Raw genomic sequence first — 14,241 nt, 5'->3', positions numbered from 1 at the left:
CCCTGCATGAATTATATCTTTATTCACTCTCTATTTTCGTTTAAGTCCCGTTAATCAGCTCCGGTCAGAAACCTCTCTGGCAAAGGGATTTAGCTTAGAAAAGATAGATAACTTAATAAATATGAAAGCAATTTTGAGAATGTGCTTTACAAAAATCAATAAAAGCCTTAATGTAATTACAGACAGACAAAAAACGTCTGCCTAACCAAAAAACAAATCAAGCACTTATAAACCAAATGACAACCACATTACAGCGCGAACGCAGCGCATCCGTGTGGGAACGGTTCTGCAACTGGGTAACCAGCACCGACAACCGCCTGTATGTAGGCTGGTTCGGCGTGTTGATGATTCCTACCCTTTTAGCCGCTACCACCTGCTTCATCATCGCCTTCATCGCCGCTCCTCCAGTAGACATCGATGGTATCCGCGAGCCTGTTGCGGGTTCCTTACTCTACGGAAACAACATCATCTCTGGTGCAGTAGTTCCTTCTTCTAACGCCATCGGCTTACACTTCTACCCAATCTGGGAAGCCGCTAGCTTAGATGAGTGGCTCTACAACGGTGGTCCATACCAGCTCGTAATCTTCCACTTCCTCATCGGCGTATTCTGCTACATGGGACGTGAGTGGGAACTGTCCTACCGTTTAGGAATGCGTCCTTGGATTGCCGTAGCATACAGTGCACCAGTAGCAGCAGCAACCGCAGTATTCCTCATCTACCCAATCGGACAAGGTTCCTTCTCTGACGGAATGCCCTTGGGAATCAGTGGAACATTCAACTTCATGTTCGTGTTCCAAGCTGAGCACAACATTCTGATGCACCCGTTCCACCAGTTAGGTGTAGCTGGTGTGTTCGGTGGTTCACTCTTCAGTGCAATGCACGGTTCCTTGGTAACCAGCTCACTGGTACGTGAAACAACCGAAACCGAATCACAGAACTACGGTTACAAGTTCGGACAAGAAGAAGAGACCTACAACATCGTTGCGGCTCACGGCTACTTCGGTCGTCTCATCTTCCAATACGCTTCATTCAACAACAGCCGCAGCTTGCACTTCTTCCTCGCGGCTTGGCCTGTCATCGGTATCTGGTTCACCGCGTTGGGTATCAGCACGATGGCGTTCAACCTGAACGGTTTCAACTTCAACCAGTCGGTCATTGACTCACAGGGTCGTGTGATTGGCACCTGGGCTGATGTGTTGAACCGCGCCAACCTGGGTATGGAAGTGATGCACGAGCGCAATGCTCACAACTTCCCTCTCGACTTGGCGGCTGGTGAAGCGACTCCGGTTGCTCTAACCGCTCCAGTTATCAATGGCTAATTCTTAAGAATCTAGCTTATTAAGAAGCGCCTCCTTAGGGAGGCGCTTTTTTATTTTTAGAGTTCTTGGTACAAGCCCCTTGCAATTCTTTCCTTTCTGCCATCTGCCTCCTGCCCTCTACCTTCTTCAACGCGAAGTTGCCCCAGGTTCTCGTTTACTAGAACGCCTTACCTTGGAGAATGGCATTATATAGAAGGTACACAGACACGGAGAAATGACTACGGTTTACACAAGACCCTTAGCACGTTTAATTGAGCAACTGCAACGTCTGCCTGGAGTAGGCCCTAAGACTGCTCAACGCCTAGCACTGCACATCCTCAAGCGTTCAGAAGCAGAAGTACAGGCACTCGCTCAAGCCTTGGTTGAGGCGAAAAAGCAAGTGGGTTTGTGTCAGGTATGCTTTCACCTCTCTGCTGAACCTGTCTGCGAAATCTGCCGTAACTCTAACCGGGACAATAACACTATCTGTGTGGTAGCAGATGCCCGTGATGTGATTGCCCTGGAAAAAACGCGAGAGTATCGCGGCAAGTATCATGTCCTGGGTGGTGTGATTTCGCCAATGGAGGGAATTGGTCCCGATCAGCTACACATCCACCAGTTGGTGCAACGAATCAGCCGGAGAGACAAAGAGATTCAAGAAGTAATTTTGGCAATTAGTCCTAGTGTGGAAGGTGAGACTACCACACTGTATGTCGGGCAACTGCTAAAACCATTTACACGAGTAACCCGGATTGCTTTTGGGTTACCAATGGGTGGAGATTTAGAGTATGCCGATGAAGTGACCTTAGCACGAGCTTTAGAAGGACGACGGGAACTAGATTAGAGATTGAGGATTAGGGATTGGGAAGATTTCAGCATATATTGCTTCAGGTCTACCCAATCTCTAAATCTCTAAGGCAAGAGCTATTTTAGTTTTTGCTTGATGAACGTTACTAGCTGAGTTAGCTGTTTCTTCAAACCATCAATTTCCGTCTGCATCTTGGCAATTTTCGCATTCAGCGCTTCAATCTCTGCTGCTGATACAGAAGCCGCAGGCGAGTCAGCAGTGGGTGAACTTACTGTAGCTGCGGGTGCTGGGGCAACTGGGCGGGGTTTTTTCGCCTTGCCCATCGCTTCTTTGATTGCATCAACTAGCTGCTTCTTCTCAAATGGCTTTTCAACAAAGGCAAAATACTCAAAAGGCTCTGTGATTTTCTCTGCTACTTCTTCCTTACGACCTGACATCAGTACTAAAGGGATTGTTTGCAGATCACTATGAGTTTGAATTTCCTGAAATACGTCCCAACCACTCATCTTGGGTAAGAGGAAATCTAACATAATTAAATTTGGGCGTTCCTGGCGGATTAGATTAAGCCCTTCAATACCATCTTTCGCTTCTAGAACTTCAAAGTTACCTGGAGGTAACATTTCTCTAACCCGCATCCGGATGACTTTACTATCATCAATTACCAGGATTTTATGACTTGCCACGACTGACTCCTTTAGAGAGGTAATTTAAAAAACTATAGTTTTTTGAAGCGACTGCCGCTGACTCTAGATGAGGAATTCAACCCTGAGTCAAAAATTAGTTACTGTTAACGCTGCCAACTCATATTTCATGGTGTAGCGTCAGTGTGTCTAGGTCTGATCTACAAGTCACTTTATACCCAATCGACATAAACCAGTACCACACACGTAAGACGGAATTACTTCTGTCCCTGAACTGTGATACGGCTACTGACATTACATCCTCAACTCTTACCCTTCTGAGCTTAAGCCCAAGAGCCAACGTTACGCCTGACTCTAGATTAATCTGGTCTGACGGATAAGAGCAAAAAAGTGGGTAAAACAAGAGTGGGAGTTGAGTGCTTTAACATTCTTATCGTAGAGGTTATCACCATAGATGGATTTGTCTACAAAAATCAACCAGTCTTTGACTACTCCACCCACTCAGAAGTCATGGCAACCGCCAGTTGAACCACTTCCTACTTGGTTACGGCGTCCAATTGGTAAAGCCAGCGAAATCTCAGCCGTGCAGCGCATTATTAAACAACGGCAAATCCACACGATTTGCGAAGAAGGGCGTTGTCCGAACCGAGGCGAGTGCTATGCCCAGAAGACAGCGACATTTTTGCTGATGGGGCCAACATGTACTCGTGCTTGTGCTTTCTGTCAGGTCGATAAGGGTCATTTACCAATGCCCCTTGACCCTGAGGAACCGCAAAAAGTGGCTGACTCGGTACATCTGTTGGGCTTGCGTTATGTTGTGCTGACCTCAGTGGCGCGAGATGATTTACCTGATCAGGGCGCAGGTTGGTTTGTCGCAACGATGGACGCAATTCGTAAGCTGAATCCAGAAACAGAAATAGAGGTACTGACTGCGGATTTTTGGGGCGGTAGAGGTGAAGGAGAAGAAACACTTGCCGACCTACAACACCAACGGGTAGAAACAGTAGTTAAGGCTCGTCCGGCTTGTTATAACCACAATGTTGAGACGGTGCGACGGCTACAGGGACGAGTGCGGCGGGGAGCAAAATATGAGCGATCGCTTGATGTCCTGCGCTTTGTCAAACTGCTTGACTCCACTATCCCCACCAAGTCAGGCTTGATGCTAGGGCATGGTGAAACCCAGTCTGAAGTGATTGAGGCAATGGTTGATTTACGCAATGCCGGATGCGATCGCCTTACCTTAGGTCAATACCTGCGCCCCTCTTTACAACACCTACCCGTTCAAAAATATTGGACTCCCCAAGAATTCGACGAGTTAGGTGCGATCGCACGAGAGTTGGGTTTTGCCCATGTCCGTTCAGGTCCCCTCGTTCGCAGTTCCTACCACGCTGGTGAGAGAGTCTAGAGAAAGTAGGTGCAAATATTTCCGACTTAAAGCGGATTGGATATTAGCCAATAATCCCTCTAGAGAACTTTATCAAGTCCCTGTTTTTTTCGGTATTTATTAAGAAACTCATAGAATTAGCGTCTTTAAAATGCCGACTGAAACCAAAAAAGAAACTAGAGAAACACAAGAAATTAAAGAACACAGAGAAAATAAAAAAGGTTCTGCTGTTCTCACTCCCAATGAAACGCCTTCCTTCCCGGTGGGCTTAACCCTTGGAGCCAGCTTCCTACTGGTTAACCTATTGGTTGCTGCAATTTATTTCCACGTTATCAACCCCTAAACTGCTGAATCAGCAATCAATAAACTGGGTAGATGATTGGGAAGAGTAGGTCTTTAAGGCTCTCCCTACTTCATCCGGCAATGAAACTGCAACCTCTCTCAACCCTATGGATTGTCTACTAGACAAGTAAAAGGTGCAAGAATCTTCACAATAAGTCACACCTACAGGTATGGCTCTTTGGTACGGTTTAACTTTACTATTTTTTAAGAAAGTCTCTTTATAAGGAGCGAATCCTATGACGGCTCAAACCAAGAAATATAACGCCCCAGTTGCAAAAACAGGTGCTAAGCCCCCATACCCCTTCCGCCTATTCTGGGCACTAGTCCTTTTGTTAGGCAACTTTGTAGTGGCAGCCTTCTATTTTCATATCATTGAATAGTTCCAGCCACTTGGTCTAAATGAAGCTTGCGCTGCTCAATCGTGCCCTGGAGCAAGCCGAGGGTACGGGTGAGCAGCCTCAGGAATTTGGTCTCAAGCTACACTTGCCTAGAGAAGACGCTTAATGTCGCTTAGGGTGTAAAGCTATACCATTTCTGCTAAGCATCACTTAGACGAACGTTTGTTATTGAGCTTTGACGTTGAGAGCATATTCACGAAATCGCTCTAAATCCGCTTGGATGGTTGACTCAACAACACGACCCAAAAATAGGTTATCCATCAACTGACCAAGGAAGCCGGGAATCGCATAAGACACAGTCATTTTGACAATACTGCTGCCCTGCCGATCATAGAAGCGGATAGCACCACGATTCGGTAAACCATCTACAGATTCCCACTGAATAATTTGCTGTGGCACTAACTTGAGAATGCGGGAAAGCCAAGTAAACTCTAAGCCACCAGTTGCAAGTTTCCAGCGAGATAACTCAGGATTGTCTTCAAGCACCTTCACCGAGTCAATCCACTTCATCCAACGGGGCATTTGCTCCAAATCTGACCAGAGGCTCCACACGGTTTCAATGGGAACATCTACTTCGACCTGTACACTGTGTTCTAGCCAATTGGACATGGGAATTGGGAATTAGGAATTGGGAATTGATATTGGTCATTAGTCGTTGGTTTTTCTGCGTTAAGGACTAACGACTAATGACTGAGAACACGTATAAACTCAACCTGCTGTTACAGGGGTTCGCTCTACAAATTCTTGAGCCTTCTCTAGAATTGCTTTAGCTGCCTGACGCCCCGATAAAGTGGCTCCTTCCATACTATCGATGTAGTCTTGCTGGGTGTAGCTTCCGGCGAGGAAAAAGTTGCTAACAGGTGTCTTTTGCTCAGGACGATAGGCGTCCATGCCAGGGGCTTCCCGGTAGAGAGACTGGGCAAGCTTGACAACACTGTACCAGGTCATGTTCAACTCTCGTGAAGAGGGAAAGAGTTCATGGACTTGCTTGAGGACGTGTTGTGCGATCGCCTCATTATTTTGCCGGATAAACGGATCGCCTGGAGTGAGGACTAATTGTAACAGTGAGCCTTGTCCCTCACGGTAGTAATCACTAGGACTTGTTAACGCTAAGTCAGCAAAGCACGAGAAGTCAGCATCAGGAGTATAGAGTAAATTATCCAGTCCTGCCGCTTCCACTAGCTGCTTACGCTTCTGGGCATCATGGAGTTCAGTCACCCAGCCATCAAACCTTAGCTGCACGGTTGCGACTGGCACTGCATCTAGCTTGTAGATATTGTCAAACTCCGACCACTTACGCCATGCTTCCGGTAGGAGGCGTTGCACACCAGGGATATCGCCAGCGCAGACGTAAGTATCAGCCGTGATGGTTTCCTCAGTCTCGCCGTTGGCAATCACCAATCCAGTGACTTTGGTATGTTCTCCCGCCTCAGCATAGAGAATTTCCCGAACTCGCCGTCTGGTGTATATTTTTGCGCCTCGCGCTTCCAGGTACTCAATAATCGGCTTATGCAGATACTCATAAGGGGAACCTTCCAGCATTCGCAATACCGAGGCTTCTGAGCGCACTGCAAAAAACTGGAAAATGGTCAGCATACAACGGGCGGAAATGTTCTCCGTGTCGATGAAGCCAAGAGCGTATGCGATCGGGTTCCACATCCGCTTCAAACTGCCATCATTACCACCATGACGGCGAAACCAATCGGCAAAGCTGATTTTATCCAAGTCACGAATTGTTCTCATCGCCCCGTCAAAGTCCACTAAACCGCGAACAATGGGACTGGTGCCCAGAGCAAGAGAATTTTGTAGCTTATCCTGTAGCGATAGCTGGGAGGTTGTGAAAAAGGCTTTCAGCCCATTGAACGGCGCACCTGTAAAAAAACGAAAATCCAGTTCACCGATGCGTCCCCCTTTATTGATGAACGTGTGGGTATGCTCCTTCAGGCGCAAGTTATCCAGCGCCCCCACCTTCTTCATCAAATCAAATAGCTGGTAGTAGCAGCCAAAAAAGACGTGTAATCCCATTTCTAGATGATTACCATCGGTATCTACCCAGCTACCAACCTTCCCTCCAACAAAGGGACGAGATTCAAAGATTTCTACCTCATGTCCGGCATCGACTAAGTCAACTGCTGTCGCCATCCCAGCTAGTCCTGCCCCAACAATTGCAACGCGCATTCAGCCTTTCCCTCTCACTTTCTTTACAGATTTTAATAGAATTGCGCCTTGGGATGCAGCAAACGTTTGCTTAATCTTTGTTGTTTTCTACAGTTCAGAACCCTGGCTTCCCAAAGAAGTCGGGGTTCTCGCGTTCAGTTAAATACCAAAATCACCCAGCGAATCCCATTTACCAAGTAGTATCCTCCCATCAGAATTAGCAGCCCACCGCCCAAGCGCATGATCCAATCGGAATGCTTCAATAAAACACGGGTTTGTTTAGCTAAACCTGTAAATAGGCTGGCAAAGAAAATCAGTGTGCTTGTACCCAGTGCGTAACTAACCATTGTGAGTGTGCTTTGAAGCTGGGAACCCGTCGCCGCAGCGGCAGTCAGAACGGCGAATAGCACAGGACTAGTACAGGGAGAACCGACCAAGGCAAATGTTAATCCAGCGCTATAAGGACTTGTAATTGGTAACCCTAGACCTGTTTGGGGGATGGGAAGGCGTATGATCTCTAAAAAAGTTAACCCCATCAGCACAATTACTGTACCAACAAAAATATTGACATAGCCACGATAGCCAACCATTACTGCCCCAGCGAAGGACGAAAATAGCCCTAATAAGCTGAGAATTGTCACGACACCTAGAACAAATGACGCAGCCTTAAGGAATGCATCTCTGTAAGATTTAAACTCACGGGTACCGATGTACGTGAGGTTTACCGTTAGGAGAGCAAGTTTGCAGGGCGAGAGGCTAGCAATCAAACCGCCTACAAAAGCTAATAGAAGTAAAAATCCAGGATTGTTGGTGCTTTGTTTCCCTAGCCATTGCTCATAGCCATCTTCCAACTGGAAGACAAAATCCTGGATGGGTTGGAATAAAGCATTCCAATTGATAAAGCTGACAACCAGGATTAGGAGAATCGTGCCTAAGAAAAGCAATCCAAGTAAGAAGAATTTAGAGAGGCTGCGTCCAGCTATGGCTAGAGAGAACCGTTTGCTACGTGTCATGGTGTTAGTTCACTCGTTTTGATATTGAAGTATTGAGACTCACCTGCTGAAATTACTGAACGCCTTGATAGCTAGATAAAGCCGCCAGCTCCTGCAATGAATATCCACCTGGGCGATACAATTGACCATTGACTTCCCAAGTCGGAAAGGCTTGGATGTTGGCTTGGCGACAGAGGTCGGGACGCGCATTTTTCCCTGCGGGATCGCACTCAATGTAAGTAATTTGCTTAAATGCTTCTTCACCAAACTCTTGCTTCTGTCGGGTACAAGCAGGACACCAGTATGCCCCGTACATCTTAGCTCCTGCCTTTTTCAGATGAAGCGCTAAAGCCACCTCTGGACTAACAGCAGAGGGGCGAGTTTGCCTGGAAGCAGTGACAAGAGTCGCAGGACGGGTTTGTTTGAGAGCGGCAGTAACTGGAGGCGAGGGGTTGGCTTGGCTAGGGACTACGGCAACAACTGGAGGGGAACTCGCTGCACCTGTTGGTTTTGAGGGATTCTTTTCCTGCTGTTGAGCATAAGCGAGGTTGCGTTGGTACTCAGCAATCTTTTTCTGAGATGTAGTGTGATTGGGGCTAGATTTGGGTACAGCTTTGAGTAAAGCGATCGCACTTTGCCAACGCTCAATAACTAAGCTCCAATCATCCTTGGACTGAGCTGATTGGGCAATTGTTGCTGCACCCATTGCCGTATCCAGTGCCTCTTGGAAGCCTTCAGGTGGAGGTGTTGGTGAAGCACTCGATGCTGGTGCTTTAGAGGCAACAGGCTTTGGAGTGGGTGCGATCGCTTTTGCAGGTGTTGAGGGGGCAGATACGTTTTGAGACGGTTCAACTGAGGAACATGCAGTTGTTAATGTTAAGAGGGCTACAGAGACGGCGGCAGCAAACTTGATAGATTCCAGCATGGGTTATTAAAGAGCGTCTTGATAGATACTTAAAACAACAGGCTGAAATTAGCCGTTTCCTGAGTGAAGTTTTAAAGTTTAGATTAAGCTTCAATCAAGCCCACAGTTAGGAAATCTTAGATTTAAAACAATACTTGCTTAATCAACAATTGTATCTACATTTTGGCATCAGCTCTTTATCAACAGCAAACCTGGCGGATAGTAACTTTTTTTGTTAAAAGGTGTAGATACTAAAAATAAGATTCCGGCATTGGCTTTTCTTCAACTCGGTAAACTTTGAAGCCGCGTTTGATGTAGTTATTGAGGGCATAGGGTCCATCTAAATTACTCGTATGTACCCACAAGCGTTGAGTGCCTTTGTTCCAGGCGTAGGCGATACCATGACTGAGTAAATGCTTGCCTAACCCACGACCAATGTAGCTGGGACGTAGACCAAAGTAGTCAATCTTTGTTGATTCAAAACGACCACCAGCGCCTTCCCGACGCTTCGCTAGTTCTATATATCCAGCCGGGACACCATTGACATATAGAACATGAACACTTGTTCCTGGTGCTTTTAGCAGTGCCTCAATTTCTTCATCCGAATGGGAGAGTCGATCGCGCCAACCCCACGGCTTACCCACAGAAGTGTATAAAAATCGATAAAAAGCGACATCTGGCGTATCCATGCACATGACTTTGATTCCATCATGGTAGTAGAGATACGCAGGACAAAACTCTGAACCATCCGTCATCTGGAGATAGGTCGTCACCAGAGTATCCGATACAGCGCCTAGAGGGGACACTTTAGAAGACACCGGAGGCTGAACGTTTTTGATACGTTCCTCCGCCTTTTCGACCGAGCCAATGATCACCATCTACAATTAACTCTCCACGCAGAAACACCTTTTCAACTTTGCCGATCACACAGCGCCCCTCGTACAAACTGTAATCTACGTTTGAGTGATGGCTACTTACACTTATCGTATGTGGTTTATCTGGATCAAATAACACTAAATCGGCATCCGAACCGATAGCGATCGCACCCTTACGAGGAAATAGTCCAAACATCTTGGCGGGTGCTGTGGAAGTAAGCTGTACAAAACGATTGAGTGAGATTTTCCCACCTTTAACGCCACCATCGAAAATTAATGGGAGACGCAGTTCTACCCCTGGTGCGCCATTAGGAATCTTCTCAAAGTTATCGCGACCTAACTGCTTGGAGCGATTTAAACCATAGAGGTTTTCATTAAAACAGAAGGGACAGTGGTCAGTGGAAACAATTTGCAAGTCATCAAACTTGAGTCCTCGCCACAAAGCGTGTTGGCACTGATGGTCACGCAAGGGTGGGGTCATTACATATTTTGCGGCTTCAAACCCTGGTCGTTCGTATTCGTCGCTGTTGAGAAACAGGTAGTGGGGACAAGTTTCAGCAAAAGCCGGTAAACCGCGATCGCGTGCTTCCACAACTGACTCTAATGCCTCTTTTGCTGAGAGGTGAACGAGATAAACTGGCACTTCTGCAAGTTCCGCCAGACGAATTGCTCTGTGGCTTGCCTCCGCTTCCATAATTGCGGGTCGCGTTAAGGCATGATACTTCGGGGAGGTGTTGCCTTGTGCCAAGGCTTCTTCTATCAAAACTTGGATAACACCACCATTTTCCGCGTGTACGTTGACCATCCCACCGTGGTGTCCAACCACGCGCATCGTTTTGAAGATGTCGGCATCATTCATCATCAAAACGCCAGGGTAAGCCATGAACATTTTGAAGCTGGAGACACCTTCGATATCAATTAAATCTGGTAGTTCCGTCAGAACCTCTGGTCTAACGTCAGTCAGAATGATATGGAAGCCATAATCAACACTGGCTTGCGGTTCAGCGACGGCTAGCCGTTGTTCCAGGGTTAGCTTGGCACTTTCACCTTGTTTTTGCAGGGCAAAGTCAATGATTGTCGTTGTCCCACCAAACGCTGCTGAACGAGTACCGGACTCAAAGGTGTCACACGTTTGGGCTTCACCGAGGGGAAACTCCATGTGGGTATGGACATCCACGCCACCAGGCATCACGAGTAAACCTGTTGCATCATAGCGTTGGGCAGAGGGTGCTTCTATTACTCGCCCAATTGTTTCGATTTTGCCGTTGCTGATTAAAATATCTGCAACGTAATCATCGACTGCTGTAACAATCCGTCCTCCGCTAATTAATACATCATCCATGAATGATTGCTCCCCTGGTCTAATCGTTTTGTCTAGTCTGAGAATAGGTCAGAGGTTAAGACAATTAAGGTTAGAGGTTGTAAATTTTCATCAGGTTTGTTGTAAGCGTTAGAGTACAGCGTTACCGTACTCCAACTCCTGTCGGGTGTTGCCCGCCCACTTCGCTAACAAAGAAGGCTTCGCCAACGGAGAATGCTTCTGTGAAAAGGAACCTCTGTAGAGAACACACCTGAAAACCGCGAAGTGTAAACCTGGTGTTAGGCATCTGTTTCTTAACGCCCACACCTGTTTAGTACACATTCCTTTACAAAGGATAATCACAGTTTCTTCCTAAGTCTCCTTACCTAGGGGTGACAAATATAGTGATGCCTGGTGCTAATATTCCCAGAACTCGCAACAAGGGAACAACTTTTTCTCTATTCAAAAAATTTTTAACAAAAAGAGCAGAGATTCAGAGGTGGACGAAGTATAAGCCATATTTGTAATGGTTAATACATCGTTTTGTGTTGAAGTATGAGCTTCAAGATGTCCTTATAAGGCAGATTTTCATCGTAGTATTCACATAGTGACTGCCATAGCGCTAGATGGGGTCTTGCCTGTGGGTGTTTGGCTAGAACTTGCTGAAAGGCATCAAATAGTGCCAGGTGTTCTTCTTCCTTCAAGGATGCGATCGCAAACGCCACGGAGCGGCTAATTCCCGCACCGCAAGCAATTAGTACATTACGATTCTGTGCTTTTTCCAACCGCACAAACTCAATACCCCTTTTAAGCAAGTTAAAGGGTAGTGCCACGCCATCTTCGACAGAAATGTACAGCGATGGAATATTAGGCGAATTCACGTGATCAGCGAGTTGCAAGATTCCACCAATCTCCTGTTGGCGCAGTAGTTCTTCATCCTGGGTTTCACGAAATTTACCAACGTATAACCAGGGTCGGATGGTATGCATATTGCTCTTACTGGAGTTGCGTTTCCAATATAAGCAAAGCAGGAAGCTTGTGGCTTCCTAGTGTCTATGCGACTGCCATATCAGAGAATACTAAGGTGGGCAGTTTGGGCGGTTAATTTCACTGTAATGATAAAACGCGATCGCTCACTAGTTAGCTTGCTTATACGCCGCCCAACCACCAAAGTTGGAGATATCCGGCCAGTTGTGCTGTTCTATCAACTCACGCGGGTAGAGCATTGCGGAGATTACCTCACCGTCTTCTAACATCACCCTCCCCTCATACAAATCTGGTGGTTCTCCGTCCATTAGATTTTTGTACTGCTGTGGAGTCAGTTCATACACCTCACCAGGAATTGCAATCCCCCCTGAATCAATTTCGTAGATGCCGGGATGCCAGCCATTGCCAACGGCGTGCAGTCGGTAACGAGGTCGGGTAGAGGCTTCTGTGATAAATTTTGCGGATTGGAGGTTTTTGTGGTCTGGCTGACCCCGTAAGGCAGAGCCGCAGATAAAGAATCGCTTTAACCCTGGATCTCGATCAGTTAGTTGCACCTGTAGTTAAAAATATCCAAAGTAACGGTTTGAGTTTATAAGGTAGCGAGAAGGTTCTGTTTTAAAAAGTATAGAAAAATACAGTTCACGAACCCACAGACACTTTTAATGACTAGCTAATACTAAAGTTGTATTTTCAAGATGCCATTGATGCGCTTAAGCAAAAAAGGGAAGGCTGAAAGGGGAAAAGATGAGTCGCTCTTTTCCCCCTTGGCTTTTTCTCTTTTGCCTACTGTTATCGCTCTGGTACAACAGAATCAACTTGGGATAAAGCGGATTCGCCCAATACTCTACCGACGCAAGCAAGATGACCATCGGCACAAGCAATACTGAGGCGCAAACTATTCATCCCACCAATCTATCTACTCTGCCTCAAGCACAGGGCGTTGCGCTGAGGTCTGTGACAAAGCAGTATGGCTCTGTGGTGGCAGTCGAAAATCTGACATTAGATATTCCGGCGGGTTCTTATTGTTGTCTATTAGGACCAAGTGGTTGTGGTAAAACTACGACACTACGGATGATTGCGGGTCACGAAGACATCACGAGTGGCGATATTTTAATTGGCAATGCCCGTGTCAATGATTTGCCGCCAGCAAAGCGGAATACAGCAATGGTGTTTCAAAACTATGCGCTGTTTCCACACAAGACGGTTTGGCAAAACGTTGAGTTTGGCTTAAAAATGCGAGGCACACCAGAACCCGATCGCCGAGATCGGGTTGATGAGATGCTTGAGATTGTGGGTTTAAGTAGCTTTGCCAAGCGTAAGCCAACTGCTCTGAGTGGGGGTCAACAGCAACGTGTAGCACTTGCAAGAGCCTTAGTAACCCGTCCCCAAGTGCTGCTCTTGGATGAGCCTCTGAGTGCTTTGGATGAGTCATTGCGTGTTAAAACACGAGGCGAGTTGCGGAAGTTGCAGCGTCAGTTTGGGATGACGTTTATCCAAGTCACTCATGCTCAGGATGAAGCCTTTTCCCTCTCTGACCAAATTGTTGTCATGGATCATGGTCATATTGACCAAATCGGCACACCGCAAGAAATTTTCGTCGCTCCCGCCTCTCAGTTTGTTGCCAAGTTCGTTGGCGATAACAACATTTTTACGGGCAAAGTCGTTAATGCGATCGCAGATACCAACGGCTATATCATCCAGTTAGAGGTTGAAGGTATTGGTACGCTGCTGTGTCGAGGACAATTTGCCCAACCGGGAGACAATGCGGCTTGCTGTGTCCGTGCCGACAGAATGCACTTAGAGGTACAGCCAACTGCGGAAGGGCAAACGGTTCATAACCGAGTTTCGGCAAGGATTGCCTTTGTAGAGTTTACGGGTTACGTCACGCGAGTACGGCTTTTGGTGGAATCAACGGGTGCTGAGATTCTTTATAAAGTGCGATCGCATGATTGCATATCCCAACCTCTTCAGGAAGGACAAGTCGTTACACTCAATTGGTCAACGGATGACTGTATTTTCTTACCCCATTAAGCCAACAAGCTTGCAGATTTCTCTTAATTAGTAGCCTAGCAACAAACTTTTAAAGTTCCCTTGTCAATCACTGCTGATGTAGGCTAGCTGCCTCCTACAAAACCCTCCCTTCTCTTCATCCAAC

General features: G+C 46.7%; 15 protein-coding genes. 6 read left to right on the top strand and 9 right to left on the bottom strand.

Annotation, left to right across the window (positions count from 1 at the left end; genetic code table 11):
• Positions 1–236 precede the first annotated feature (236 nt).
• Both psbA and recR read left to right on the top strand, forming a co-directional pair.
• Positions 237–1,319 carry a photosystem II q(b) protein gene (gene psbA / locus AC5JL3_RS26375; RefSeq protein ID WP_192221405.1) on the top strand — a complete coding sequence of 361 codons (1,083 nt, stop codon included), beginning with the start codon at positions 237–239 and terminating at the stop codon, positions 1,317–1,319.
• Positions 1,320–1,533: 214 nt separating this feature from the next.
• A complete protein-coding gene (gene recR / locus AC5JL3_RS26370; RefSeq protein WP_496077292.1) occupies positions 1,534–2,142 on the top strand; it encodes a recombination mediator RecR in 609 nt (202 codons plus the stop codon).
• An 80-nt stretch (positions 2,143–2,222) separates the two neighbouring features.
• Here the strand turns inward: recR and AC5JL3_RS26365 are convergent, their stop codons facing one another.
• Entirely contained in the window at positions 2,223–2,789 is a 567-nt protein-coding gene (locus AC5JL3_RS26365; RefSeq protein ID WP_496077291.1) for a response regulator, read from the bottom strand.
• A gap of 412 nt (positions 2,790–3,201) precedes the next feature.
• Between AC5JL3_RS26365 and lipA the strand changes: the two genes are divergently transcribed.
• The 3 genes from lipA (at position 3,202) to AC5JL3_RS26350 (ending at position 4,853) form a co-directional block, all read left to right on the top strand.
• A complete protein-coding gene (gene lipA / locus AC5JL3_RS26360) occupies positions 3,202–4,152 on the top strand; it encodes a lipoyl synthase (RefSeq protein ID WP_496077290.1) in 951 nt (316 codons plus the stop codon).
• Positions 4,153–4,282: 130 nt separating this feature from the next.
• On the top strand, positions 4,283–4,474 hold the full coding sequence (gene psaX, locus AC5JL3_RS26355; protein ID WP_496077289.1) for a photosystem I protein PsaX: 192 nt from the start codon (positions 4,283–4,285) through the stop codon (positions 4,472–4,474).
• Positions 4,475–4,709: 235 nt separating this feature from the next.
• Positions 4,710–4,853, top strand: a complete 144-nt coding sequence (locus tag AC5JL3_RS26350) for a photosystem I protein PsaX (protein WP_192222808.1) — start codon at positions 4,710–4,712, stop codon at positions 4,851–4,853.
• A 183-nt stretch (positions 4,854–5,036) separates the two neighbouring features.
• On the opposite strand, the gene AC5JL3_RS26345 is transcribed toward AC5JL3_RS26350, so the two are convergent.
• The 8 genes from AC5JL3_RS26345 to AC5JL3_RS26310 all read right to left on the bottom strand — a co-directional run bounded on the left by AC5JL3_RS26345 (position 5,037) and on the right by AC5JL3_RS26310 (position 12,640).
• Positions 5,037–5,480 (bottom strand): SRPBCC family protein, encoded by a 444-nt coding sequence (locus AC5JL3_RS26345; RefSeq protein ID WP_496077288.1) that lies wholly within the window; start codon positions 5,478–5,480, stop codon positions 5,037–5,039.
• Positions 5,481–5,579: 99 nt separating this feature from the next.
• On the bottom strand, positions 5,580–7,049 hold the full coding sequence (gene zds, locus AC5JL3_RS26340) for a 9,9'-di-cis-zeta-carotene desaturase (RefSeq protein WP_496077287.1): 1,470 nt from the start codon (positions 7,047–7,049) through the stop codon (positions 5,580–5,582).
• 134 nt (positions 7,050–7,183) lie between these two features.
• Positions 7,184–8,041: a cytochrome c biogenesis CcdA family protein gene (locus tag AC5JL3_RS26335; RefSeq protein ID WP_496077286.1), complete on the bottom strand. Its 858-nt coding sequence runs from the start codon at positions 8,039–8,041 to the stop codon at positions 7,184–7,186.
• 52 nt (positions 8,042–8,093) lie between these two features.
• Positions 8,094–8,945 (bottom strand): glutaredoxin family protein, encoded by an 852-nt coding sequence (locus AC5JL3_RS26330; RefSeq protein ID WP_496077285.1) that lies wholly within the window; start codon positions 8,943–8,945, stop codon positions 8,094–8,096.
• Positions 8,946–9,175: 230 nt separating this feature from the next.
• Complete coding sequence (locus tag AC5JL3_RS26325) at positions 9,176–9,742, bottom strand: GNAT family N-acetyltransferase (protein ID WP_496077284.1); 567 nt, start codon at positions 9,740–9,742, stop codon at positions 9,176–9,178.
• Positions 9,732–11,141, bottom strand: coding sequence for a dihydropyrimidinase (hydA, locus tag AC5JL3_RS26320; RefSeq protein ID WP_496077283.1), 1,410 nt, complete (start codon positions 11,139–11,141; stop codon positions 9,732–9,734). Before hydA ends, AC5JL3_RS26325 begins: the two co-directional genes overlap by 11 nt.
• 488 nt (positions 11,142–11,629) lie before the next feature.
• Positions 11,630–12,088: a dual specificity protein phosphatase family protein gene (locus AC5JL3_RS26315; protein WP_496077282.1), complete on the bottom strand. Its 459-nt coding sequence runs from the start codon at positions 12,086–12,088 to the stop codon at positions 11,630–11,632.
• Positions 12,089–12,235: 147 nt separating this feature from the next.
• Complete coding sequence (locus AC5JL3_RS26310; protein WP_496077281.1) at positions 12,236–12,640, bottom strand: allophanate hydrolase-related protein; 405 nt, start codon at positions 12,638–12,640, stop codon at positions 12,236–12,238.
• Positions 12,641–12,947: 307 nt separating this feature from the next.
• Between AC5JL3_RS26310 and AC5JL3_RS26305 the strand changes: the two genes are divergently transcribed.
• Positions 12,948–14,117, top strand: coding sequence for an ABC transporter ATP-binding protein (locus tag AC5JL3_RS26305; RefSeq protein ID WP_496077280.1), 1,170 nt, complete (start codon positions 12,948–12,950; stop codon positions 14,115–14,117).
• The last annotated feature ends 124 nt before the right edge of the window (positions 14,118–14,241 follow it).

Source organism: Symplocastrum torsivum (genome assembly GCF_059505465.1).
This window is presented reverse-complemented; position numbering and strand designations above follow the sequence as displayed.